19 protein-coding genes and 1 pseudogene are annotated in these 24,541 nt (G+C 73.5%); 8 read left to right on the top strand and 12 right to left on the bottom strand.

All coding sequences use genetic code 11. The features are described from left to right. Positions 1-57: 57 nt before the first annotated feature. The gene (locus AB0I60_RS29640) at positions 58-1,650 is read left to right on the top strand and encodes an acyl-CoA dehydrogenase family protein (protein WP_360735423.1); all 1,593 of its coding nucleotides are present in this window, start codon (positions 58-60) and stop codon (positions 1,648-1,650) included. Beyond that, on the top strand, positions 1,647-2,408 hold the full coding sequence (locus tag AB0I60_RS29635) for a crotonase/enoyl-CoA hydratase family protein (protein WP_360735421.1): 762 nt from the start codon (positions 1,647-1,649) through the stop codon (positions 2,406-2,408). Before AB0I60_RS29640 ends, AB0I60_RS29635 begins: the two co-directional genes overlap by 4 nt. Before the next feature lie 165 nt (positions 2,409-2,573). On the opposite strand, the gene AB0I60_RS29630 is transcribed toward AB0I60_RS29635, so the two are convergent. The 5 genes from AB0I60_RS29630 to AB0I60_RS29610 all read right to left on the bottom strand — a co-directional run bounded on the left by AB0I60_RS29630 (position 2,574) and on the right by AB0I60_RS29610 (position 8,929). Next, positions 2,574-2,942, bottom strand: coding sequence for a hypothetical protein (locus AB0I60_RS29630; protein WP_360735419.1), 369 nt, complete (start codon positions 2,940-2,942; stop codon positions 2,574-2,576). Between the two features lie 381 nt (positions 2,943-3,323). Next, the gene (locus AB0I60_RS29625) at positions 3,324-4,478 is read right to left on the bottom strand and encodes an acyl-CoA dehydrogenase family protein (RefSeq protein WP_360735417.1); all 1,155 of its coding nucleotides are present in this window, start codon (positions 4,476-4,478) and stop codon (positions 3,324-3,326) included. Between the two features lie 3 nt (positions 4,479-4,481). Next, complete coding sequence (locus tag AB0I60_RS29620) at positions 4,482-6,398, bottom strand: acetyl/propionyl/methylcrotonyl-CoA carboxylase subunit alpha (protein ID WP_360735415.1); 1,917 nt, start codon at positions 6,396-6,398, stop codon at positions 4,482-4,484. 5 nt (positions 6,399-6,403) lie between these two features. Then, positions 6,404-8,008, bottom strand: a complete 1,605-nt coding sequence (locus AB0I60_RS29615; RefSeq protein WP_360735413.1) for a carboxyl transferase domain-containing protein — start codon at positions 8,006-8,008, stop codon at positions 6,404-6,406. A 126-nt stretch (positions 8,009-8,134) separates the two neighbouring features. Next, positions 8,135-8,929 carry an SGNH/GDSL hydrolase family protein gene (locus AB0I60_RS29610; protein ID WP_360735411.1) on the bottom strand — a complete coding sequence of 265 codons (795 nt, stop codon included), beginning with the start codon at positions 8,927-8,929 and terminating at the stop codon, positions 8,135-8,137. 206 nt (positions 8,930-9,135) lie between these two features. On the opposite strand from AB0I60_RS29610, the gene AB0I60_RS29605 reads away from it, so the two are divergent. Both AB0I60_RS29605 and AB0I60_RS29600 read left to right on the top strand, forming a co-directional pair. Continuing rightward, positions 9,136-9,720, top strand: a complete 585-nt coding sequence (locus AB0I60_RS29605) for a TetR/AcrR family transcriptional regulator (RefSeq protein ID WP_360735409.1) — start codon at positions 9,136-9,138, stop codon at positions 9,718-9,720. Between the two features lie 280 nt (positions 9,721-10,000). Beyond that, positions 10,001-12,187 carry a phospholipase A2 gene (locus AB0I60_RS29600; protein ID WP_360735407.1) on the top strand — a complete coding sequence of 729 codons (2,187 nt, stop codon included), beginning with the start codon at positions 10,001-10,003 and terminating at the stop codon, positions 12,185-12,187. Here AB0I60_RS29600 and AB0I60_RS29595 read toward each other — a convergent pair. The 4 genes and pseudogenes from AB0I60_RS29595 to AB0I60_RS29580 form a co-directional block, all read right to left on the bottom strand. Further along, positions 12,158-12,961: pseudogene (locus AB0I60_RS29595) on the bottom strand (acyltransferase family protein); the annotation flags it as partial. The gene AB0I60_RS29600 and the pseudogene AB0I60_RS29595 sit on opposite strands and share 30 nt — an antisense overlap. 50 nt (positions 12,962-13,011) lie before the next feature. After that, positions 13,012-13,689, bottom strand: a complete 678-nt coding sequence (locus tag AB0I60_RS29590) for an alpha/beta hydrolase (protein ID WP_360735403.1) — start codon at positions 13,687-13,689, stop codon at positions 13,012-13,014. 63 nt (positions 13,690-13,752) lie between these two features. Continuing rightward, positions 13,753-14,400 (bottom strand): response regulator transcription factor, encoded by a 648-nt coding sequence (locus AB0I60_RS29585; RefSeq protein WP_360735401.1) that lies wholly within the window; start codon positions 14,398-14,400, stop codon positions 13,753-13,755. Beyond that, positions 14,397-15,521 carry a histidine kinase gene (locus AB0I60_RS29580; protein ID WP_360735399.1) on the bottom strand — a complete coding sequence of 375 codons (1,125 nt, stop codon included), beginning with the start codon at positions 15,519-15,521 and terminating at the stop codon, positions 14,397-14,399. Before AB0I60_RS29580 ends, AB0I60_RS29585 begins: the two co-directional genes overlap by 4 nt. Before the next feature lie 165 nt (positions 15,522-15,686). Between AB0I60_RS29580 and AB0I60_RS29575 the strand changes: the two genes are divergently transcribed. Then, complete coding sequence (locus AB0I60_RS29575) at positions 15,687-16,187, top strand: hypothetical protein (RefSeq protein ID WP_360735397.1); 501 nt, start codon at positions 15,687-15,689, stop codon at positions 16,185-16,187. 79 nt (positions 16,188-16,266) lie between these two features. Further along, positions 16,267-17,832 (top strand): cellulose binding domain-containing protein, encoded by a 1,566-nt coding sequence (locus tag AB0I60_RS29570; protein WP_360735395.1) that lies wholly within the window; start codon positions 16,267-16,269, stop codon positions 17,830-17,832. An 88-nt stretch (positions 17,833-17,920) separates the two neighbouring features. Here AB0I60_RS29570 and AB0I60_RS29565 read toward each other — a convergent pair whose 3' ends face one another. Beyond that, positions 17,921-19,021 (bottom strand): homoserine O-acetyltransferase, encoded by a 1,101-nt coding sequence (locus AB0I60_RS29565; protein WP_360735393.1) that lies wholly within the window; start codon positions 19,019-19,021, stop codon positions 17,921-17,923. A 31-nt stretch (positions 19,022-19,052) separates the two neighbouring features. Then, positions 19,053-20,384, bottom strand: coding sequence for a bifunctional o-acetylhomoserine/o-acetylserine sulfhydrylase (locus AB0I60_RS29560; protein ID WP_360735391.1), 1,332 nt, complete (start codon positions 20,382-20,384; stop codon positions 19,053-19,055). Positions 20,385-20,558: 174 nt separating this feature from the next. On the opposite strand from AB0I60_RS29560, the gene AB0I60_RS29555 reads away from it, so the two are divergent. Together AB0I60_RS29555 and rdmE are read left to right on the top strand one after the other, a co-directional pair. Continuing rightward, positions 20,559-21,578: a Gfo/Idh/MocA family oxidoreductase gene (locus AB0I60_RS29555; protein WP_360735389.1), complete on the top strand. Its 1,020-nt coding sequence runs from the start codon at positions 20,559-20,561 to the stop codon at positions 21,576-21,578. 26 nt (positions 21,579-21,604) lie between these two features. After that, on the top strand, positions 21,605-23,158 hold the full coding sequence (rdmE, locus tag AB0I60_RS29550) for an aklavinone 12-hydroxylase RdmE (protein WP_360735387.1): 1,554 nt from the start codon (positions 21,605-21,607) through the stop codon (positions 23,156-23,158). On the opposite strand, the gene AB0I60_RS29545 is transcribed toward rdmE, so the two are convergent. Continuing rightward, complete coding sequence (locus AB0I60_RS29545) at positions 23,124-24,443, bottom strand: MFS transporter (RefSeq protein WP_360735385.1); 1,320 nt, start codon at positions 24,441-24,443, stop codon at positions 23,124-23,126. The genes rdmE and AB0I60_RS29545 overlap by 35 nt on opposite strands. Positions 24,444-24,541: the final 98 nt, after the last annotated feature.

Raw genomic sequence — 24,541 nt, 5'->3', positions numbered from 1 at the left:
TCAGCACCCCCAAATCCGGCCGGCGGCGAAGTTACCGCCCGGTAGTACCCTGGCGGCATGACGCGCGCCACGCACCGGGTGGTCAACCAGGTCCCGCCGCTGGAGGGCCACGACGTGGCCGAGGACCCCGCGCTGCTCGACGGGCTGCACCGGGGCGGGGCGGGCTGGGCCGAGGCCGGGCTGCGCGAGCTGGGGCAGCGGGCCGGGTCCGCGCACGTCCAACTGCTGGGACGGCAGGCGAACGACCACCCGCCGGTCCTGCGCACGCACGACCGCTACGGCCACCGGGTCGACGAGGTGGAGTTCCACCCGGCCTGGCACGAGCTGATGGCCACCGCCGTCGGGCACGGCCTGCACGCCGCGCCGTGGCGGGACGACCGGCCGGGCGCGCACGTGGCCCGCGCGGCGAAGTTCTACGTGTGGAGCCAGGCCGAGGCCGGCCACGGCTGCCCGATCTCGATGACCTACGCCGCCGTGCCCGCCCTGCGCGCGACGCCCGAGCTGGCCGACCGGTTCGAACCGCTGCTCGCGTCGACCACCTACGACTTCGGCCTGCGCCCGCCGGAGGAGAAGTCGGGGTTGATCGCCGGCATGTCGATGACCGAGAAGCAGGGCGGCTCGGACGTCCGCGCGAACACCACGACCGCGACGGCGGCCGGCGACCACCACGTGCTGACCGGGCACAAGTGGTTCACCTCCGCGCCCATGTCCGACCTGTTCCTCACCCTCGCGCAGACCACGCAGGGCCTGACCTGCTTCCTGCTGCCCCGCGTGCTGCCGGACGGGACGCGCAACGCGATCTCCCTCCAGCGGCTCAAGGACAAGCTGGGCAACAGGTCCAACGCGTCCGCCGAGCTGGAGTACGACGGCGCGGTCGGTTGGCTGGTCGGCGAGCCCGGCCGGGGCGTGCGGACGATCATCGAGATGGTCAACGCGACCAGGCTGGACTGCGTGCTGGGCAGCGCGGCGGGGATGCGCCACGGGCTGACCCAGGCGACCCACCACGCCGCGCACCGGTCGGCGTTCGGGCGGGCGCTGGTCGACCAGCCGGCGATGCGCAACGTGCTGGCGGACCTGGCCGTGGAGTCCGAGGCGGCGACGACGGTCGCGCTGTGGCTGGCCGGGACGCGCAGCAGGCTCGGCCTGGCGGTCACCAAGTACTGGGTGTGCAAGCGCGGCCCGGCGCACGCCGCCGAGGCGCTGGAGTGCCTGGGCGGCAACGGGTACGTCGAGGAGTCCGGGATGCCCCGGCTGTTCCGCGAGTCGCCGCTGATGTCGGTCTGGGAGGGTTCGGGCAACGTGGCCGCGCTGGACGCGCTGCGCGCGCTGGCCCGCGAACCGGAGGCGGTCGCCGGGTTCTTCGCCGAGCTGGACGCGGCAGGTGGTGCCGATCGGCGGCTGGACGCGGCGGTCGCGGCGCTGAAGGCTGAGGTGGCGGACACCGACGACCTGGAGACCCGGGCGCGCAGGCTGGTGGAGCGGATGGCGTTGGCGTTGCAGGGCAGCCTGCTGGTCCGGTACGGGCACCCGGCGGTGGCGGACGCGTTCTGCGCGTCCCGGCTGGCCGGGGACTGGGGCGTGGCGTTCGGCACGCTGCCGCGCGGCGCGGACTTCGGGGCGATCATCGGACGGGGGTTGCCCGAGCTGTGAGCTCGGTGCGGGTGGAGCGGTCCGGCCCGGTCTGCACGGTGCTGCTGAACCGGCCGGCGGTGCGCAACGCGGTCGACGGGCCGACCGCGCACACGTTGACCGAGGTGTTCCGCGAGTTCGACGAGGACGAGTCGCTGTCGGTGGCCGTGCTGCACGGCGAGGGCGGCACGTTCTGCTCGGGCGCGGACCTCAAGGCGGTGGGCACGCCGCGCGGCAACGACCCGCTGTCGCCCGCCGGGCCGGTGGGCCCGACCAGGCTGCGCCTGTCCAAGCCGGTGATCGCGGCGGTCTCCGGGCACGCCGTGGCGGGCGGGCTGGAGCTGGCGCTGTGGTGCGACCTGCGCGTGGTGGACGAGGACGCGGTGTTCGGCGTGTTCTGCCGCCGCTGGGGCGTGCCGCTCATCGACGGCGGCACGGTCCGCCTGCCGCGCCTCATCGGGCAGTCGCGGGCGATGGACCTGGTGCTGACCGGCCGGCCGGTGGACGCGGCGGAGGCGCTGGCGATCGGCCTGGCGAACCGGGTGGTGCCGACCGGCACGTCCCGCGCGGCGGCCGAGGAGCTGGCGCGCGAGCTGGCCGCGTTCCCGCAGACGTGCCTGCGGCAGGACCGGCTGTCGGTGCTGGAGCAGGACGGGCTGGACGAGGACGCGGCGCTGGCCGTCGAGCGGGAGCACGGGCTGGTCTCGCTGCGCGAGGTCGAAGCGGGCCTGGCCCGCTACCTGGCGGGCGAGGGCAGGCACGGCGGATTCCGCCGATGAGGTTTTCGGCGAAAGGCGTCGGCCGCCATTCCGGACCCTGGACCGCTCAACGGCGATCTCGCGCACCCGGTGCGGTGGAATTCCACGCGGGACGGTGATCCTCGCGCGCCACAATGCGCGCGAGGACCACCTCGGAATGGGTCTGGGTGCGGTTCCGCGCGGGGATCAGAACGCGACGAGCACGGGGAACGCCCGGTCGGCGAGCACGCCCGCCCAGTCGTAGGTGTGGATGAACAGCCCGTTGGTCGTGGTCACCCGGCCGATCCGGTTCGCGCTGAGGATCTGTGCGGTCAGCGAACCGTTGTCCACCACGGCCTGGACCAACTGCGGGGTGGCGCTCGCGCGCGGCCCGCCGGCCAACGCGGCCTGGCCCCGCGCCCACTCGCCCAGCGGCGGCCGGCTTCGGCCGTGGGCCTGGACGACCTGCGGTGCGCCGGGACCCGCCGACGCGATCGGCACGGCACCGGAGACGAGCAGTGCCGGGATGACGAGCGCCGGGAGCACGCGGAACCTCGTCCTGGACGGTCGGGACATTCGTCGATCCTCCCCGAATCGAACGGCCCCGGCTTTCACCGGGTGTCCCAGCGTCCCGCGTGCGTCGCTTTTCACACACGAATGCAATCGGTCGCAGCTTTCCACAGTTTATTCACGCGATTGCCCTAAGCCGCACCGACCGCTCCCGCGATCTGCGGCCACGGGCCGGCAGCACGGCAGGACGAGGCAGGCGGAATCGGCACCGGGCGGGGCCGTGTGGCGGGGCGGGCCGGCGCAGCGCGAGGAGGGACGGGCCGGCGTGGGCGAGGCGCAGGGGTGTGGCCGCGGGGCGGGTGGACGCCTTCGCGCGTCGGTCGGGCTGCCGGCGGCCCGGGGTGGCGGTCTCGCGCCGTCCCGGGCCGTCGAGCCAGTGCGGGCCGGCTAGTGCAGGCCCAGTTCGCGGGCGATCAGCATCTTCTGCACCTCGCTGGTCCCCTCGCCGATCTCCAGGATCTTCGCGTCGCGGTAGAACCGGCCGACCGGGTACTCGTTCATGAAGCCGTAGCCGCCGAAGATCTGGGTGGCCTCGCGGGCGTTGTCCATCGCCGCTTCGGACGACACCAGCTTGGCGATGGCCGCCTCCCGCTTGAACGGCTCGCCGCGCAGCATCTTCGCCGCCGCCTGGTAGTACGCCAGGCGGGCGGTGTGCGTGCGGGCCTCCATCTCGGCGATCTTGAACTGGATCGCCTGGTACTGGCCGATCTTGCGGCCGAACGCCTCGCGCTCGTGGACGTAGCGCAGGCTCTCGTCCACGCAGCCCTGCGCCAGGCCGACGCTGAGCGCCGCGATGGCGACCCGGCCCTCGTCCAGCGTCTGGAGGAACTGGGCGTAGCCCCGGCCCCGCTCGCCGACCAGGTTGGCGGCCGGCACGCGGCAGTCCTGGAAGGACAGCTCGCGGGTGTCGGAGGCGTTCCAGCCGACCTTCGAGTACTTGCGCGACACGGTGAACCCGGGCGTGCCGGAGGGCACCAGGATCGCCGAGATCTCCGGCCGGCCGTTCTCCCGGCGGCCGGTCACGGCGGCGACCGTCACCAGGCCGGTGATGTCGGTGCCCGAGTTGGTGATGAACGCCTTGGTGCCGTTGAGCACCCACTCGTCGCCGTCGAGCTTGGCGGTGGTGCGCAGCGCGCCCGCGTCCGAGCCGCCGCCCGGCTCGGTGAGGCCGAACGCGCCGAGCTGCTCGCCCGCGCACAGGGCGGGCAGCCAGCGGGCCTTCTGCTCGGCGTCGCCGAAGCGGTACAGCGGCATCGCGCCCAGCGACACGCCCGCCTCCAGCGTGATGGCGACCGAGGAGTCGACCCGGGCCAGCTCCTCCAGCGCCAGGCACAGCGCGAAGTAGTCGCCGCCCATGCCGCCGTGCTCCTCCGGGAACGGCAGGCCGAACAGGCCCATCCGCCCCATCTTGGCGACGATCTCGTACGGGAACTCCTCGCGCTCGTAGAACCCGCCGATCACCGGGGCCACCTCGTCGCGCGCGAACTCCTCGACGGTCTTGCGCAGTGCCTCGTACTCCTCGTCAAGGCGGAAGTCCAACATCGCTCACTCCTGGTGCGGCACGACGACGGCTAGGGGCTGGCCCAGCGCGACCTGGTGGCCGGGCCGGACGGTCACTTCGGCGAGCACGCCGTCCGCCGGGGCGGTGACGGTGTGCTCCATCTTCATCGCCTCGACCACGAACAGCGCCTGGCCGGCGGTGACGTGGTCGCCGGGCGCGGCGCGCACGACGAGGACGGTGCCGGGCATGGGGCTGGTGACCGGCCCGGCGCTGCCGGCCGCCTCCTGGGCGGACAGCCGGGACCGCCCGGTCTCGGTCAGCGCCCAGCTCCGGCCGTCCGCCCCCAGCCACAGCACGTCGCCGGACCGGGCCACCGCGTACCGGCGGGTGCCGACGACGAGCTGCCCGTCCTCGACGGAAGCCTTGAGCCGCACGGGTTCCCCGTCGCCCACGACGACCTCGTCGCCGCGCACGCGCACGTCCACGTCGCCGAACCGGCGGGTGGTCCAGGCGTGCTCGCCGACCCGCCAGCCGCCCCGCCGGTCCCACGGGTCGTCGCCGCGCGGCGCGAGCTCCCGCTCCAGCGCGGCGGCGGCGTACACCTCGGCCGGGACCTCGTCGCGGGTCAGGGCGTCGAGCTTGCGCTCGACCAGGCCGGTGTCGAGCCGGCCGGCCCGGACGTCCTCGTCCTGGAGCAGCGCCCGCAGGAACGGGATGTTCGTGGTGACGCCGAGGACCACCGTCCGCCCCAGCGCGGAGTCCAGGCGCCGCAGCGCCTCCGCCCGGGTGTCGCCGTGCGCGATGACCTTGGCCAGCATCGGGTCGTAGTCGCTGCCCACGACCAGGCCGACCCGCAGCGCCGAGTCGACCCGGACGTCGGCCGGCTCGTGCAGCGCGAGGACCGTGCCACCGGTCGGCAGGAACCCGCGCGCCGGGTCCTCCGCGTAGACCCTGGCCTCGACGGCGAACCGGGTCGGCGGGACGTCCCCGATGCCCAGCGGCTCGCCGGCCGCGACCCGGAGCTGCCACTCGACCAGGTCGACGCCCGTGGCCAGCTCGGTCACCGGGTGCTCGACCTGGAGCCGGGTGTTCATCTCCATGAAGAAGTAGTCGCCGGTCGTGCCGTCGACGATGAACTCGACGGTGCCCGCGCCGACGTAGCCGACCGACTTCGCCGCGTCCACCGCCGCCCGGCCCATGGCCTCGCGGACCTCGGGGGTGAGCAGCGGCGACGGGGCCTCCTCGATGATCTTCTGGTGCCGCCGCTGGAGGCTGCACTCCCGCTCGCCGAGGTGCACGACGCCGCCGTGCGCGTCGGCCAGCACCTGGATCTCGATGTGCCGGGGGTTGGTGACGAACCGCTCGATGAGCAACGTGTCGTCGCCGAACGAGCCGCGCGCCTCGCGCCGGGCCGACTCGATCGCGTCGCGCAGCGCGGACTGCTCGCGCACCAGGCGCATCCCCTTGCCGCCGCCGCCGGCGGACGGCTTGAGCAGCACCGGGAACCCGATCTCGCCGGCCGCGTCGACCAGGTCGTCGTCGCTCATGCCGGCCTCGGTGCGGCCCGGCACGACCGGCACGCCGGCCGCGCGGACGGTGAGCTTGGCGCGGATCTTGTCGCCCATCGCGTCGATCGCCTCGGCGGGCGGGCCGATGAACACCAGCCCGGCCTTCTCGCAGGCGCGGGCGAAGTCGGTGTTCTCGGCCAGGAACCCGTAGCCGGGGTGGACCGCCTGCGCGCCGGTCTCCCGCGCCGCGTCGACGATCCGCTCCGCGCACAGGTAGCTCTCGCGCGCCGCCGCCGGGCCGATGCGCACCGCGACGTCGGCCAGCCGCACGTGCAGCGCGTCGGCGTCGGCGTCGCTGTAGACGGCGACGGACCTGATCCCGAAGCGCCGCAGGGCGCGGATCACGCGGACCGCGATCTCGCCTCGGTTGGCCACCAGGACGCTGTCGAACATGCCCATCACATCCGGAAAACGCCGTAGCCGACAGGATCCAGCGGCGCGTTGGCCGCCGCGGACAGCGCGAGCCCGAGCACCGTGCGGGTGTCCTTCGGGTCGATCACGCCGTCGTCCCACAGCCGTGCCGTGGAGTAGTAGGGGTTGCCCTGGTCCTCGTACTGCTGCCGGATCGGGGCCTTGAACGCCTCTTCGTCCTCGGCCGACCACGCGTCGCCGAGCTGGTCGCGCCGCACGGTCGCCAGCACGGACGCGGCCTGCTCGCCGCCCATCACCGAGATGCGGGCGTTGGGCCACATCCACAGGAACCGGGGCGAGTACGCCCGGCCGCACATCGAGTAGTTGCCCGCGCCGAACGAGCCGCCGATCACCACGGTGAACTTCGGCACCCGGGCGCAGGCCACGGCGGTCACCATCTTGGCGCCGTGCTTGGCGATGCCGCCCGCCTCGTACTCGCGGCCGACCATGAACCCGCTGATGTTCTGGAGGAACACCAGGGGCACCGAGCGCTGGTCGCAGAGCTGGACGAAGTGCGCGCCCTTCTGGGCCGACTCCCCGAACAGGATGCCGTTGTTGGCGACGATCCCGACCGGGTGGCCGTGGATGCGGGCGAACCCGGTGACCAGCGTGCTGCCGTACTCCTTCTTGAACTCGTGGAACCGGCTGCCGTCCACCACCCGCGCGATCACCTCGCGCACGTCGTAGGGCGTGCGGCTGTCGGTGGGCACGACGCCGTACAGCTCCTCCGGGTCCACCGCCGGCTCGACGCCGGGCTCCACCCGCCACGGCCGGTCCGCGCGGGGGCCCAGGGTGCTGACGATGGAACGGACGATCGCCAGCGCGTGCGCGTCGTCGTCGGCGAGGTGGTCGGTCACGCCGGACGTGCGCGAGTGCAGCTCGCCGCCGCCCAGCTCCTCGGCCGTGACGACCTCGCCGGTCGCGGCCTTCACCAGCGGCGGGCCGCCGAGGAAGATCGTGCCCTGGCCGCGCACGATCACCGCCTCGTCGCTCATCGCCGGGACGTACGCGCCGCCCGCCGTGCACGAGCCGAGCACGGCGGCGACCTGCGGGATGCCCCGGCCGGACAGGGTGGCCTGGTTGTAGAAGATCCGGCCGAAGTGCTCGCGGTCGGGGAACACCTCGTCCTGGCGGGGCAGGAACGCGCCGCCGGAGTCCACCAGGTAGACGCACGGCAGGTGGTTCTGGAGGGCGACCTCCTGCGCGCGCAGGTGCTTCTTGACCGTCATCGGGTAGTACGTGCCGCCCTTGACGGTGGCGTCGTTGGCCACCACCACGCACTCGCGGCCCGACACCCGGCCGACGCCGGTGATCATCCCGGCGGCCGGGGCGTCGCCGCCGTACATGCCGTCGGCGGCCAGCGGCGAGAGCTCCAGGAACGGCGAGCCGGGGTCGAGCAGGGCGTCCACCCGGTCGCGGGGCAGCAGCTTGCCGCGCTCGACGTGCCGGGCGCGGGACTTCTCCGGACCGCCCCTGGCGGCTTCGGCGAGCTTCGCGCGCAGGTCGTGGACGAGGGCGGTGTGCTCGTCGGTGTAGCGCCGGAAGTCCTCGCCGGTCTTGTCGGCGGCGCTGCGCAGCACGGGCGCGTCCATGGGCTCCTCGCGGTTAGCAGTCGTTAACCTGAGGAGATGTTAGCGCCTGTTAACCCCGGCGTCCACCGACCCCGGGCACGGCGAAGGGGGCCGCCGGGGCGACCCCCTTCGGTGCGGAGGCGGACGTCAGCCGGTCACGGCGGTGAGCTGCGGCAGGTAGCCGAGGCGCTGGCCGTTGCGGTTCGGGTGGTAGGACTCGACGGTCGGCCAGGACAGGCTGTTGAGCCACCAGTCCGAGGAGCAGATCTCGTGGCCGGCGAACGCGCCGCGCAGGTCGCGGAACGTGAACGACTTCGCGGCGGCCCGGCCGGAGATGACCGAGGCCAGCGTGTCGGCGGCCGAGTTGATCGCCGCGCGCTTGGTGTCGCTCAGGCCCACCGAGCACGACCCGGGCACCTTGTAGAGCCTCGGGTAGCCGAGCACGACGACCTTGGCCGACGGCGCCCGGTTGCGGATCTGCGCGTAGACGTTGTCCAGCAGGCCGGGCAGCGTGCCGGTGGCGTACGCCTTGGCCTGGTCGACGCGGCTGGTGCAGGACTGGTCGGAGCCGAACGTGCAGGTGGTGATGACGTCGGTGAAGCCGGCGTCGTTGCCGCCGATCGAGATGGTGGCCAGGGTGGTGCTCGCGCTCAGGGCGCTCACCTGGTTGGCGAGCACGTCGCCGGTCTTGGCCCCGGAGCAGGCGACGAACTTGAAGCTCGCCGGGGCGTGCGAGGCGGCCCACAGCGCCGGGTAGGCGTACTGGCTGCGCTTGCACGAGCCGCTGTCGCCGTAATAGGTGCCGGTGCCCGTGCCGGACGAGTAGGAATCGCCGAGGGCGACGTAATTCGCCCCCGCTTGGGCTTGGGCGGGCACCGCGACGACCAGCAGCGCCGAGGCGACGGCGATCGCCGCGCTGAGCAGGGTTCGGATGGGGCGCATCGAGAGCCTCCGGGTGGAAACACGCACGGTGGGAGAGCACGCAGGGTTGTGATGTGGAGCACAACAAGTGTTACCAGCAGGTAGGGCTATATAAGAAGACTGCGTCAACAGTTAACTCCGACGTCGAGGGCCAGGCGGTGATCGTCCGCCAACCGATCGGTTAACGCTCGTTTACGCGCGGAGGTCGGCCCGTTTAGGATGAGTCGGTGTCAGTCGATGGAGTGAAGCAATCGCGCCGGGACCAGATCCTGGGCGCAGCCGCCGAGCTGTTCGCCCGACACGGCTTCCACGGCGTGGGCATCGACGACATCGGCGCGGCCGTGGGCATCTCCGGCCCCGCGCTCTACCGGCACTTCCGCAGCAAGGACGCCATGCTCGGGGAGATGCTGACGTCGATCTCCGAACGCCTGCTGGAGGGCGGCCAGACCCGCGTGTCCGCCTCGCCGGACCCGGTCGCGGCGCTGCACGCGCTGGTCCGCTGGCACGTCGACTTCGCGCTGGACGACCCCGCGCTGATCACCGTGCAGATGCGCAACCTGGCCAACCTGACCGACCCGGACCGCCGCCGCGTGCGGGCGCTGCAACGCCGGTACGTCGAGGTGTGGGTGACGACCCTGCGGGAGACCGTGCCGGTGGACGAGCCGACCGCGCGGGCCGCAGCGCACGCCGTGTTCGGCCTGATCAACTCCACCCCGCACAGCTCCCACCTCGACCGCGACCAGATGGCGGCCCTGCTGACCCGGATGGCCCTGGCCTCGCTCACCACCGCCGGCGTCCTCGCCACCGCCTGACCGCCGCCCGCCGCGCGGGGACTGGCCCCGGCACAACCACCCGATCGGGCGGTATGGACGACCGCGGCGGATCGGCGGCGGCACGCCTGGCGCTCCGGCGGGGCGTGGTCCGGGCGGATCGGCGATCACCGGCCGGGGGACAGCCGGTGCGCCGAATCCCCGTCCACGACCAGGGGGAACGCGTTCCAAACCCCCTTTCGCCCCGGGGGTGGACCCCCGTGCGGGGGGTGGGGCTGATCGGTTGGCGCGCTGTGTAGCCGATCCGTAACCTCAACCGCCGATGAGCGACGCCACAGTGGACAGCAGCAGGAACGGGTGGCCCGGCTTCCGGCTGGTGACCCGGCTTCCCGCCTGGTTCCGGGTCCTGCTGGTGGTGTTGGCGGTGTTCGTCTGCGGGGTGGTCGCGTCGCGCCCCGCCGGGGCCGACGACGACGCACCGCTCACCGGGGACGTGGCCGTCGCCGCCCGCGCGGTCGAGGCGATGGCGGCGCCGAGGGCGGGCTCCTCGCCGTTGACCGCCTTCCCCACCGACTTCCGCGAGGTCACCGGCCGGGTGCCGGCCGTCGTCGTCGCGCCGGACGGCACGACCCGCGCGGTCGACCCGACCGGTGGGTGCTCCGGGCCCGCCGGCGACACCGAGTGGGACTTCGGCACCGCCTGCCGGGCGCACGACCTCGGCTACGACCTCCTGCGCTACGCGGAGCGCAAGGACCGGCCGCTGCCGGCGGGGGCGCGCAAGGCGCTCGACGCCCGGCTGACCGCCGACATGCACGCCCAGTGCGACCTGAACCCGCGCGACAGCGGCGCGCGCTGCCACGCCGTGGCGCGGCTCTACGCCGCCGGCCTGGAGTTCAACTCGTGGCGGCAGCGCTGGGGGCCGCCGGGCAACGAACCCGTCCTGGCCTGGGGCTTCGGCTGCGCCGTGGTGGTCTTCCTGATCATCGCGCGGCTGCCCCGCCGGCGGGCCGCGACACCCGGGCCGCTCCCGGCGGACACCGGCCGCGAGGACCGGTTCGCGGCCTTCCTGCGGCTGGCCAGCCTGGGCCTGGTGGTGGTCGGGCAGTCGGTGCTGACCGTGCTGCACTGGGCCGGCGTGAGCCCCAACTGGCTCTGGCTGCTCACCTGGGCCTTGCAGACCGTCCCGCTGTTCTACTTCGCCGGCGGGCACGCGAACCTGCTCGCCTGGCGGGCCGTGCAGCTCTCCGGCGGCGGCTACGGGCGGTACCTGGCGAGCCGGATCACCTGGCTGCTGCGGCCGGTGATGGCGTTCGTGCTCGCCTGGCTGGTGCTGCCGCTGCCGCTGGAGCTGCTGGACGTGCCCAAGTCGCGCGTTGAGGTGTTCGGCAGGCTGATCGCGCACCCGCTGTGGTTCCTCGGCCTGTACCTGGTGGCGGTGGCGGCCACGCCGGTCATGGCCTGGCTGCACCGGCACTACCGCCTGGTCACGCCGGTCGCGCTGATCGGCCTGATGATCGTGGTGGACGCGCTGCGGATCGGCCTGTCCTGGCGCACCGGCGGCCACCTGAACCTGGTGCTGGGCGCGCTGCTGCTCCAGCAGCTCGGCTTCTACTACGCGGACGGCAGCCTGCCCCGGGTGTCCCGCCGGGTGCTCGGCGCGCTGGCACCCGCCACCGTGCCGGTGCTACTGGCGCTCATCACCTTCGGCGGCTACCCGAGCACCATGATGACCGTGCCGGGCGAGCCGGGCTCCAACCTCAGCCCGCCGACGATCTGCCTGCTGGTGCTCGGGCTCGGGCAGATCTGCGCCGTGCTGCTGGTGCGCGACCGGGTCTCGGCGTGGCTCGCGGGCAGCCGGCCGTGGCGGGTCGTCGAGCAGGTGCGCCGCGCCCCGATGACCGCCTACCTCGGCTACCTGACCGCGCTGGCCGCCGTGCTCGGGCTGCTCGGGCTGCTGGACGCGCCGGACGCGTTCGGCTGGGTGGTCGCCCGGCCGCGCTGGCCCGCCGTCCTGGTGCTCCTGCTGCTGCCGGTCGTGTTGGCCTTCCACCGCTTCGAGCGCACCGGGGCGCTGATCGCGTGCCACACCCGGGAGACCCACCGGGCCCGGGTCGCCGCGACGCTCGGCGTCGGCTACGGGGTGCTGGGCGTGCTCGGGTTCGTCGTCACGGGGTTCGTCGGGACGGGGTCCTCCCTGGGCCTGTTCCAGGTCGACCCGCTGCAGAACCTGATCCACCTGCTGCTCGGCTGGTACCTGCTGCACACCGTCCGCGCGGGCACCTGCCACGGCCGGCGGCCCTGGCTGCTCACCGCGCTGGCCTGCGTCCCGGCGCTGCTGGCGCTGGAACCGACGGCGGCCGGCGTGGCCCTGCACGGTGCCACGATCGCCGTCGCCCTGCTGGCGGCGATACCCAAGCAGGACCAGGGTCACGGCGGCGAACACGGGCAGCCAGGTGAGGCGCTCCAGGAGCCACAGGCCGTCGTCGGGCACGGTGTGCAGCCCGGGTAGCGGGCCGAACGCCGCGCCGACCAGCGTGACGACCAGCAGCGCGCTCTGGTGCGCGAGGAACAGCGGCAGCGCGCGGGCGTTGAGCCAGGACGCCCGGCACCTCGGCCGGACCAGCAGCACGAGCCCGACCTGCGCCAGCGCCAGCGCCAGGGCGACCGGTGACGGCGGGAACAGGTTCGACTCGGCCGCACCGGGCACGCCCACGGCGCTCGCGGGGTGGCCGGCGTGCAGCAGCAGCCCGAACGCCGCGGCGGACGGCACGAACAGCGCCGCACCCCACGAGCGCCGCTGCCCGTGGCGGGCCACCAGGATCCCGACCTGCCAGGGCGCCCACCAGACGGCCAGCGCGTTGACCCAGCCGACGTCCAGCGCCACCAGGCAGACCGGGAGGACCAGGCCCCACCCGCCGAGCCGGCGCAGCAGCGGCGTGGCGGCCAGCAGGACCGCGTGCACGACGAGGAACCACAGCGGTGTCACGACCAGGAACGCCACGGTGAGCACGGTCTGCTGCGGCAGCCCGCGCGCGGACATCCCGAACAGCACCACCGCCCACACCCCGAGCAGCACGCACACCGGCCGCACCACCCGGCGCACCCGCTGCCGCCACGGCGTCGCGGACCGCTCCGCCGCGAACCCGCCGGCGAAGAAGAACAGCCCCAGCGCCTGCAACGCCCAGCTCACCCAGGACAGCCCGGGGAGCCACCGCAGCGGGCTGTCCACCACCAGCCCGGGGCCGGTCTGCACCACCGCCGTGACCAGCCAGTGCCCCAGCACCACGCCGCAGGTCGCCCACGCCCGCGCGGCGTCGACCACCGGGTCGCGGGTCACGGCCGCTCACCCGCCGACAGCCGGGCCATGACCCGCAGCGACTCGGTGCCGGCGTCGAAGTACTGGTCGTGCCGGCGGGCCGAGCCGGCGTCGAACACGGTCGCCCCGAATTCGGGGGACGTCGGGTCGACGCCGTGCCCCAGGTCCCCCAGCCGCACCTTCGGCACCCACCGCGTCCAGTCGTCGGCACCGCGCGACGCCCACACCCTGGCCCGCAACCGCGCCGCGGACGGCACCCGGACGCCGGGGCTGCCCACGAACACCACGTCCGCCACGGTGACGTCGGACAGCGCGCACACGACGGAGCCGTAACTGTGGCACAGCAGGTGCACCTGCCCCGGCAGCCCGCGCACGTACCGCGCGAGCGACTCCGCGCCGGCGCGCGCCAGCCGGCCGCCGGCCGCGTCCACGCCGACCCCGGACGGCGTCCGGTAGCCCAGCCACGCCACCACGGCGACGTCGGGACGCCCGACCGCGTCGTGCACGGACCGGGCCATCCGACCCACCGTGCGGTCGAACCGCGCACCGTCCACATCGGACCCCGGCACGACGACCGCGACGTGCCGCGCGTGCGCCAGGTCCCCGAACACCTCGACCTGCTCGACCGGCTCCGGCGCACCGCCGGGCGTGACGAGCACCAGCAACGCGGCCAGCGCCGCGACCGTCTTCCCCATGGCGGCAACACTGGAGGGGTGACGCCGCCCGGTTCGTCGGCCCGGGGTCGCCGTTCCCGGCCGCTACCCCGGTACGACGAGCCCGGACTCGTAGGCCGCGATGACCGCCTGCGCCCGGTCCCGCACCCCGAGCTTCATCAGCACCCGGCTCACGTGCGTCTTCACCGTCTGCTCGGCCAGCACCAGGTGCGCCGCGATCTCGGCGTTGGACAACCCGGTCGCCACCAGCCGCAGCACCTCGGTCTCCCGCCCGGTCAGCGCCGCCAGCGGCGCGGGCTTGACCACCGCCGTCGGCCGCGCCCGCACGAAGTCCTCGATCAGCCGCTTGGTCACCGAGGGCGCGAGCAGCGCGTCACCGCGCGCCACCACCCGCACCGCGTCCAGCAGCTCGCGGGCGGGGGCATGCTTGAGCAGGAAGCCCGACGCCCCGGCGCGCAGCGCCTCGTAGACGTAGTCGTCCAGGTCGAAGGTCGTCAGCACCAGGACCCGCACCGGGTCGTCGGCCAGCAGCCGGGTGGCGGCCAGCCCGTCCATCTCCGGCATCCGGACGTCCATCAGCACCACGTCGGGCCGCAGCCGGCGCACCCCGGCCACCGCCGCGACCCCGTCGCCGGCGGCACCCACCACGGTGATGTCCTCCTGCGCGTCCAGCAGCGCCGAGAACCCCTCGCGGACCATCTCCTGGTCGTCCGCCACCAGAACCTTGATCAACGCTCCCCCAACGGGATCCGGGCGCGCACCGCGAACCCCCCGTCCTCTGTGGACGCGGCGTCCAGCGTCCCACCGTGCACCGCGACGCGCTCACCCATGCCGACCAGCCCGTGCCCGCCGCCCCCGCCCTTCGAGGGGCCGCCGGCGGTGTTGCGCACCTCGACCTCCAGCGCACCGCCGACGACCGCCACGACGACCGAGACGGCCGACCCGGGCGCGTGCCGGGCCGCGTTGGTCGACGCCTCCTGCACGATCCGGTAGGCGGTCAGGCCGATCGCGGACGACACGGGCTCGTCGGTCACCGACGCCTGCGGCACCAGCTCGCGGATGTCGGCCAGGCCCGGCTGCGGCGCGTGCTCCGCCCGCTGGTCGGCGGCCCGCAGCACGCCCAGCAGCCCCTGCATGTCGGAGATGGCGGCCCGCGCGGCGTCACCCAGCTCGGCGAACTCGCGCAGCCCCTCCTCGGGCAGCCCGGCGATCCGGTAGGGCGCGGTCTCGCACCGCACCACCACCAGCGACATGTGGTGCGCGACCACGTCGTGCATCTCCCGCGCGATCCGGGCCCGCTCGACCAGGGCGGCCTTCTCGTCGCGCTCCTCGTGGAACCGGCGCTCGGCCCGGCCGCGCGACCCGAACGCGTACCCGAGCAGCAGCAGGACGAGCAGCAGGGCGGCGGTGGGCAGCGCGTAGTCCAGGTCGCTCGCCGCCGCGAGCACGTACACGACCAGGGTCGTCAACACCCCGACCCACACCGCCACCCGCCCCGTGCAGAGCAGGCCGACCACGACGACCACGGGCGTGTACCACCACCACTGCCACCCGTTCAGGACGCCGGGGTCGTGCTCGAACAGCAGCCGCATCGCGACCAGGCCCACGGTGGCCAGCCGCCACGCCGCCAGGACCGAGAACTGCATCAGCGCGTAGGTGCCGGCCGTGATGAAGAACAGCAGCGGCCACCAGCCGTCCGCCGACTCGACCTGGACGTACCCGGCGGACAGGCCGATGGCGAGGACCAGCCCGTAGAGCAGCACGGCGGCCCGGCCGAACCTCCGGAAGCGGGACTCGCCGAAGATCCGCGTGCGGTCGGGGAGCAGCACGACCTGGAGCAGGGAACGGATCACACGCCGATGCTAAATGCCCACGTCCAGCGGCACATGCCGCCACGGTCCCCCCTACCGGGGTAGCACTCCCCGCAACGCGGGGCAAGGCGTTGCGACACCCGATCACCACCGGGTAGGCAGTACGACAGAGCTGTGCGCCCCTACTCCGTGATGGAAGATGGCTGAATGCACCCGCAGCAGGATCCGGATCGCTGGGCACGGCTCACCGCCGTCGCCGGTGAGGCCCTGGCCGCCGCCAAGGTCGGGGAGGACGCTGTCGCGGTCGACCTGGTCACCGGCTACCTCAGCGGGTCCCCCGAGGGCAACGAGGAGATCCGGGAGCTGGTGCTGCTGCTGTTCTCCGAGTGCAGCGACATGGTGTCCGCGCTCGGGTCCGGCGGCGCGACCCCGGTGAAGATGCAGGTCTTCGACGAGGACGGCCAGGAGGTCCCGATCGACGACGCCGACCCGCCGGTCCGCACCGCGATCCGGACGCTGCTGGCCGAGGTGCACGGCGACCAGGAGGCGGCGGCCGAGCAGATCGAGATCGCGCTGGCCAACGGTCAGCCGCAGGAGCTGGCGACGGTCGTGCTCCAGGCGCTGCGCTGGACGGTGAAGCTCGCCCTGGAGTGCGAGGTGCGGGATCTCTCGGTAGCACCCTGGATCGAGGCAGCACTGGACGAGTAAAGACCATTGACAACGCCTATGGTCTAGACCAGTCTCCCCGGTGGGCGCGATTACCCTGCCAATCCGCCGAGGAGTTGCTATGAAACGACGAGTGGGCGCGCTGCTGGCGGCAAGCGCCCTGACCATCGGATCGCTCGCGCTGTCCGTCCCGGCTGCCTCGGCCGCGGCCGGGCTCACCGCGGCGTTCAGCAAGCCCCAGGACTGGGGCAGCGGGTTCGAGGGCAAGTTCACCATCGCCAACGGCGGCCCCGGTGCCGTCACCACCTGGAAGGTCGAGTTCGACCTGCCGGCGGGCACGGCGGTGGGCTCGTACTGGGATGCCCTGATCACCAAGACCGGCAACCACTACGTGGCCACGAACCGGGAGTACAACGGCGGGATCGCCGCCGGCGCGAACCGCACGTTCGGCTTCGTCGGCACCGGTACCGGCGTGCCGGCCAACTGCACCGTCAACGGCGCCCCCTGCACCGGTGGCGGCCAGGACGACCCGACCCCGCCCACCGCGCCGACCAACCTCGCGGTCGGCACCACCACCAAGAACTCGGTGTCCCTGACCTGGACGGCCGCCACGGACAACGTCGGCGTCACGGCGTACGACGTCTACCAGGGCGGCTCGGTGGCCACCACGGTCCCCGGCACCAGCGCGACCGTGTCGGGCCTGACCCCGGCCACCGCGTACCAGTTCACCGTCAAGGCCCGGGACGCGGCGGGCAACACCTCGCCCGCGTCCAACCAGGTCACCGGCACCACCCAGCCGGGCGGCCCGGACCCGGTCGGCGGGCGCGGGGCCCCGTACCTGTTCCTGGGCTGGGGCAACCCGCCCGCACCCGCGACGGTCATGAACGCGACCGGCGTCAAGTGGTTCACCATGGCCTTCGTCCTGGCCCAGAACGGCTGCAACCCGAGCTGGGACGGCCAGCGCCCGCTGACCGGCGGCATCGACCAGACCGCGATCAACCAGATCCGCGCGGCCGGCGGTGACGTCGTGCCGAGCTTCGGCGGCTGGAGCGGCAACAAGCTGGGCCCGAACTGCTCCACGGCGCAAGCGCTTGCGGGTGCCTACCAGAAGGTGATCGACGCCTACAAGCTCAAGGCGATCGACATCGACATCGAGAACACCGACGAGTTCGAGAACCACACCGTCCAGGACCGGATCCTGGAGGCCCTCAAGATCGTCAAGCAGAACAACCCGGGCATCCAGACCATCGTCACCATCCCGACGACCAAGACCGGCCCGAACTCGCACGGCAACCGCCTCATCGAGCGCAGCAAGGCCATCGGCTCGAACATCGACGTGTACACCCTGATGCCGTTCGACTTCGGCAGCACGGACATCAAGACGGACACGATCAACGCCACGACGGCCCTCAAGGACAAGCTGAAGGCGGTCTTCGGGTGGACGGACGCGGTCGCGTTCAACCACTCGGGCATCTCCGGCATGAACGGCCTGTCCGACCAGCGCGAGACCACGACCACCGCCACCTGGACCCAGCTGCGCGACTGGTCGAAGGCCAACGGCCTGGGCCGGTTCTCGTTCTGGGCGGTCAACCGCGACCGGGGCGGCTGCGACGGCCAGGTGTCGAGCAACTGCTCCGGCGTTCCCCAGCCCGACTGGGAGTTCACCCGGATCACCGCCGGTTTCTGAAGCGCACCACCCTCCCGCGCTGAAGGAACACCGCTGAAGACGGGCCCGCAGGCAGCACGCCTGCGGGCCCGTCGTCGTCGGAGGTCCCTCACACCCGTTCGACGCCGCCGGCCACGGCCGGCTCCAGCAGCTCGTGCACCAGCCCGGCGACCTGCGGCACCTCCAGCAGGAACCCGTCGTGCCCGGCACCGGAGCGGACCACCCGCAGCGGCACGCCCAGCCCGGCGGCGATCTCCTCCTGCTGGGCCACCGGGTAGAGCCGGTCGGAGTCGATGCCCGCCACCACCGCCCGCGCGGTGACCCGGCCCAGCGCGGCCCGCACCCCGCCGCGCCCGGCCCCGACGTCGTGGCCGTTCATCGCCTCGGTCAGCCGGACGTACGACCAGGGGTCGAACCGCCGGGTCAGCTTCTCCGCGTGGTGGTCGAGGTAGGACTCCACCGCGTACCGGCCGTCCTCCTGCACCCCGCGCCCGAACCGGGCCTCCAGCTCCTGCGCGCTGCGGTAGCTCAGGTGGGCGATCCGCCGGGCGATGCCCATGCCCGGCACGGGGTCCGCGCGGATCGCCTGCAACTGCGGCGCGGCCAGCGCGATGTGCTCCGCCGTCGACGCCGCCGGCGCGGCCAGCACCAGCAGCGAGCGGACCCGCGGGGGTTCCGACACGGCCCACTCCAGGGCCCGCATCCCGCCCATGGACCCGCCGATCACGGCGGCCCACGAGGACACCCCGAGCGCGTCGGCCAGCACCACCTCGGCGGCGACCTGGTCGCGCACCGAGATCCGGGGGAAGCGGGCACCCCACGCCGCGCCGTCGGGCGCGGGCGAGAGCGGACCGGTGGTCCCCTGGCACCCGCCCAGCACGTTGGGCGCGACGACGAACCACCGCGCCGGGTCCAGCGCGCGGCCGGGCCCGATCAGGCCGTCCCACCACCCGTCGGTGGGGTGGCCCGGCTCCGCGACGCCGGCGGCGTGGCTGTCACCGGTCAGCGCGTGCAGCACCAGCACGGCGTTGGACCGGGTCTCGTCCAGCGACCCCCACGTCTCGTAGGCGATCCGCACCGGCTGCCCGAGGTCGGGCAGCACGCCGGCGGGCAGCGCGGCCTCGACCCACCGCCGCCGCCCGTTCGGGTCCCCCTCCCGCCACCCGCCGGCGGCGGGAGGGGTCTGACCGGCAGTGGACCCGAACGTCACGGCGAGCCCGCCCCGGACACCGGTCCGGAGCTCACCGCGCGGCCTTGGCGGCCCGGAAGCCGGCTTCCAGGTCGGCCTTGAGGTCCTCCACCCCCTCGATGCCCACCGACAGCCGGACCAGGCCGGGCGTGACGCCGGCGACGAGCTGCTCCTCGGCGGTGAGCTGGCTGTGCGTGGTGGAGGCGGGGTGCACGATCAGCGACCGCACGTCGCCGATGTTCACCAGCTGCGAGAACAGCTCGACCCCGTCCACGAACGCGCGCCCGGCGTCGACCCCGCCCCGGAGCTCGAACGACACGACCGCGCCCGCGCCCAGCGGGAGGTACTTGCGCGCCAGCCCGTGCCACGGGGAGGACTCCAGGCCCGCGTAGTGGACCTTCGCCACCTCGTCGCGGGACTCCAGCCAGGTGGCCAGCGCGAGCGCGTTGGCCACGTGCTTGTCGATCCGCAGCGACAGCGTCTCGATCCCCTGGAGGATCAGGAAGCTGGTCAGCGGGGCGATCGCCGCGCCGGTGTCCCGCAGGCCCTGCACCCGCAGCTTCGCGGCGAACGCCCCGTGCCCCAGCGCGGGCCAGTAGCGCAGCCCGTGGTAGCTGGGGTCCGGCTCGGTGAAGTCCGGGAACCTCTCGGCGTCGCCGAAGTCGAACCGGCCGCCGTCGACCACCACGCCCGCGATCGCGGTGCCGTGGCCGCCCAGGTACTTGGTGGCCGAGTGCACGACGATGTCCGCACCGTGCTCCAGCGGCCGGAGCAGGTACGGCGTCGGCACCGTGTTGTCCACGACCAGCGGCACGCCGGCGGCGTGCGCGACCTCGGCCACGGCCTCGACGTCGAGCACGTTGCTGCGCGGGTTGGCCAGCGACTCGGCGAAGAACAGCTTGGTGTTGGGCCGCACCGCCGCGCGCCACGCGTCCAGGTCGTCCGGGTCGTCCACGAAGGACACCTCGACGCCGAGCTTGGGCAGCGTGTAGTGGAACAGGTTGTAGGTGCCACCGTAGAGCGACGCGCTCGACACCAGGTGGTCGCCCGCGCGGGCGAGGTTGAGGATGGTGGCGACCTCGGCGGCCTGGCCGGACGCGAAGGCCACCGCGCCGACACCGCCCTCCAGCGCCGCGATCCGCTGCTCCAGCACGTCCTGGGTGGGGTTGTTGATCCGGGTGTAGATGTTGCCCGGCTCCGCGAGGCTGAACAGCGCCGCGCCGTGCGCGGTGTCGCGGAAGACGTACGAGGTGGTCTGGTAGATCGGCGTGGCCCGAGCACCGGTGGCCGGGTCGGGTGACGCTCCGGAGTGGACCTGCTTGGTTTCGAACGACCAGGACATGCCGGTGCTCCTGTCAGGGGGCTGGGAGGGTTTTTCGGGCACGACGAAGGGGGACGACGCGCAGAGGGGTCGATCAGCCGAGGCGACAGGCCATGCTGGTGACGCGCACGCAGTCGACGTGCCGCCGCGCCACCAGGAGACTCATGCCGCTGAAGGTAGCGCTGAGTGACGAGCGTGGACAGGGCGTCCACGTCGTGGGAAGCCTAGGGTTCGCCCATGCGCACCGCACTGATCGGCTACGGGCTCGGCGGAGCCGCCTTCCACGCACCGTTCATCGCCGCGACACCGGGTCTGACCTTGTCGGCGGTGGTGACGCGGGACGAGTCGCGCCGGGCGGAGGTGCTCCGCAGGTACCCCGGGACCGCGCTCCTGGACACCCCGGACGACGTCTGGCGGCGGGCCGGCGAGTTCGACCTGGCCGTGGTGACCACACCCAACCGGTACCACGCCTCGCACGCGCGTTCGGCCCTGGAGCACGGCCTGGACGTGGTGGTGGACAAGCCCTTCGCCGGCAGCGCCGCCGAGGCGCGGGCGCTGGCCGACCTGGCGGGGTCCCTCGGCCGGCGGCTGGTCCCGTTCCACAACCGCCGCTGGGACGGCGACTTCCGCACGGTCCGCGCGCTGCTGGCCGACCGCGCCCTGGGCCGCGTGCACCGGTTCGAGTCCCGGTTCGAGCGGTGGCGGCCGGGGGTGAAGGAGTCGTGGAAGGAGTCCGGCGACCCGGCGGACCTGGGCAGCGTCGTCTACGACCTGGGCACCCACCTGGTCGACCAGGCGGTGGTCCTGTTCGGCCGGCCCCGGACGGTCTACGCCGAGGTGCGCACGCTGCGCGAGCACGCGCGGGCGCACGACGACGCGTTCCTGGCCCTGACCCACGACGGCGGCGTGGTCTCCCACCTCTGGATGTCCGCGCTCGCAGAGGACCAGGGGCCGAGGTTCCGGGTGCTGGGCGACGAGGCGGCGTACGTCAAGCACGGCATGGACCCGCAGGAGGAGCTGCTCAAGGCGGGCACGGCTCCCGGCGGGCCGTCGTGGGGCGTGGAGACCCCGGAGTCCTTCGGCACGGTCTCCGGCGAGCCGGTGCCCACCGAGCCCGGTGCGTACCAGTCCTTCTACGAGGCGGTCGCCGCAGGTGGGACGCCCGTCGCGGCGCAGGACGCGGTGACCGGGCTGGAGGTCGTGGAGGCGGCGTTCGAGTCGGCCGCCACGCACCGGACCATCTCTCTTGCCAACTAAATCTCTCTCTAGCTAAGATTCCTTCCATGCGAGGGGACAAGAAGGTTCAGGTGCTGGTGGTGGGGGCGGGACTGGGTGGCTTGACGGCCACGCTCTTCCTGGCGCGGGAGGGGATCGAGGTGCTGGGCGTCGCCAAGCACACGAGCACCTCGCCCCACCCCCGGGCAACCGGTCAGACCAACCGGACCATGGAGATCTACCGCCGGGGCGGCGTCGCCGACGAGGTGCTGCGCGGCAGCGAAGGGATGTCCTCCGGGATCGTCATCAAGGTGGCGGAGAGCCTGCGGGGACGGGTGTTCCACACGATCGTGCACGAGGACGACGAGATCGACGCGGGCCTCAGCCCGGAGCCGTTCGGCATGAGCAGCCAGGACCAGGTGGAACCGGTCCTGCTCGCCAAGGCCCGCGAGCACGGCGCGGAGGTCCGGTTCGGCACCGAGCTGACCTCCTTCACCCAGGACGGCGACGGCGTCACCGCCCACCTGCTCGACCGGGCGTCCGGCGAGGCGTACGCGGTGCGCGCCGACTACCTGGTGGCCGCCGACGGCCACCGCTCGCCGGTCCGGGAGGCCCTCGGCATCCCGCGCCGGGGGCGGGGCCCGCTCAGTCACCACGTCGGCGTGGTGTTCGACGCCGACCTGTCCGAGCACCTGGCCGCCGACAAGGGCACCCTCTTCTACCTGCGGAACCCGGCCTTCACCGGTGCGTTCGTCGGCACGAACACCGCGCGCCGCAACGTGTTCACCGTCGAGTACGCGCCGGACCGGGGCGAGTCCCCGGCCGACTTCCCGCCCGAGCGCTGCGTCGAACTGCTCCGGACCGCCACCGACGTGCCCGACCTCGACCCCGAGATCGTCGCCGTCGCCGCGTGGGAGATGGCGGCGTGGTTGGCGGACTCGTTCCGCGCCGGCCGGGTGTTCCTGGTCGGCGACGCGGCCAAGGTCACCCCGCCGACCGGCGGCCTGGGCGGCAACACCGCCGTCGGCGACGGCTACGACATCGCGTGGAAGCTCGCAGCCGTGCTCAAGGGCGAAGCCGGCCCCGGCCTGCTGGACAGCTACGAGGCCGAGCGCCGGCCGTACGCCCGGCGGGTGGTCGACGCGTCGTTCCACAACTACGTGCAACGGCTCGCGCCGCACCTGGCCGGCCCCGACGTGCCCGAGGCCGTCGACCCGCTGAGCCTGGTCCTCGGCGTCCGCTGCACCTCGGGCGCGGTGGTCGACGACGGCACCCCGCGCGGACCGGACGACGAACTGGAGGACCCGACGGAGCCCAGCGGCCGGCCGGGCTTCCGCGCCCCGCACGTGCCGGTGCGGCACGATGGCGCGACCACGTCGACCATCTCCCTGTTCACCGGCTGGACGCTGGTCACGCTCGACCCGGCGGCGTGGGAGGGCGCCCCGGTGCGGGTGCCGGCGCTGACCGACCCGACCGGCGGGCTGGCGAGCCGCTACGGCATCGGCGAGCGGGGCGCGAGCCTGGTCCGCCCGGACGGCGTGGTCGCCTGGCGCACCGCCGAGCTCCCGGCCGACCCGGCGGGCACCGTCAAGGCCGTGCTGGACCGGGTCCTGTCGCGCTGACCGGGCCGGGGCCCTCCGGCACCCGCCGGAGGGTCTCCCCGACCGCCACCAGCGACAGCACGCTGATGGCCGCGCCCAGCACCAGGTACAGCGACACCGGCCAGGACGACCGGGTCGGCGTCTGCTCCAGCAGCCACACCGCGACCAGCGGCGACAGGCCGCCGCCGAGCACCGCGCCCACCTGGTAGCTCAACGACACCCCGCTGTAGCGGACCCGGGTCCCGAACAGCTCCGCGTAGTAGGCGGGCATCGGCCCGAACACCGCCGCCGACCCGGTGAACCCGATCACCAGCGCCACCACCACCAGCGCCGGCGAGCGCGTCTCCAGCAGCCAGAACAGCGGGAACGCGAACACGCCGAGGAACACCGCGCCGCCGAGCATCACCGGCAGCCGCCCGACCCGGTCCGACAGCCGCGCGAACACCAGGATGGCCACCGCCTGCGCCGCCGCCCCGATCAGCCCGGCGTTGAGCAGGGTGGACCTGGGCATCGCCAACTGCTTGGTGCCGTAGGAGACCACGAACGTGGCCAGCACGAAGATGAACATGTTGAACCCGAGGTTCACGCCCGCGCCGAGCAGCACCCGCCGCCACGAGTCGCGCAGCACCGCCACCACGGGCAGCCGCTCGGTGCCCTGCGTCGCCCGCGCCTCGCGGAACGCCGGGCTCTCCTCCACCGAGAGCCGCACGTACAGCCCGACCCCGACCAGCACCAGGCTGAACAGGAACGGCACCCGCCAGCCCCAGGTGAGGAACTGGTCGCCGGAGATCGCGGTGGAGGCGGCGAGCACCCCGTTGGCCAGCAGCATTCCCAGCGGGGAGCCGAGGAACGTCCAACTGCCGTACCACCCGGTCCGGTCGGGCGGTGCGTGCTCGACGGCCATCAGCGTCGCGCCGCCCTGCTCGCCGCCGAGGAAGAAGCCCTGCACGACCCGCAACGACACCAGCAGGACCGGCGCGGCGAGGCCGATCGACTCGTAGGTCGGCAGCAGCCCGATGAGCGCCGTGGACACCCCGGTCGCGGTGAGCGTGAGCACGAGCATCGAGCGCCGCCCGATCCGGTCGCCGTAGTGGCCGATCACCACGCCGCCCAGCGGCCTGGCGAGGAAGCCCGCGCCGAACGTGGCGAAGGCCAGCAGCGTGCCGACCCACGGGTCGAAGGACGGGAAGAACAGCTTGTCGAAGACGAGCGCGGAAGCGGTGCCGTAGAGCAGGAAGTCGTATAACTCGACCGCGTTGCCCGCCGAACTGGCGAACGCCACCCTGCGCACCCCGGAATTGCCCATCGGCCCACCCTGGTCCTCCGGTGGCCGGGGCGGGACACGCCGTGACCCAGGTCACAGTGGAGAGCCGAAGTCGCCGCACGGTCCACCCACCCCCGCCG

The sequence above is a fragment of the Actinosynnema sp. NPDC050436 genome, assembly GCF_040655415.1.
Lineage (GTDB): Bacteria > Actinomycetota > Actinomycetes > Mycobacteriales > Pseudonocardiaceae > Actinosynnema.
The sequence above is the reverse complement of the archived record's forward strand: the minus strand, read 5'-3'. Positions and strand labels throughout refer to the sequence as shown.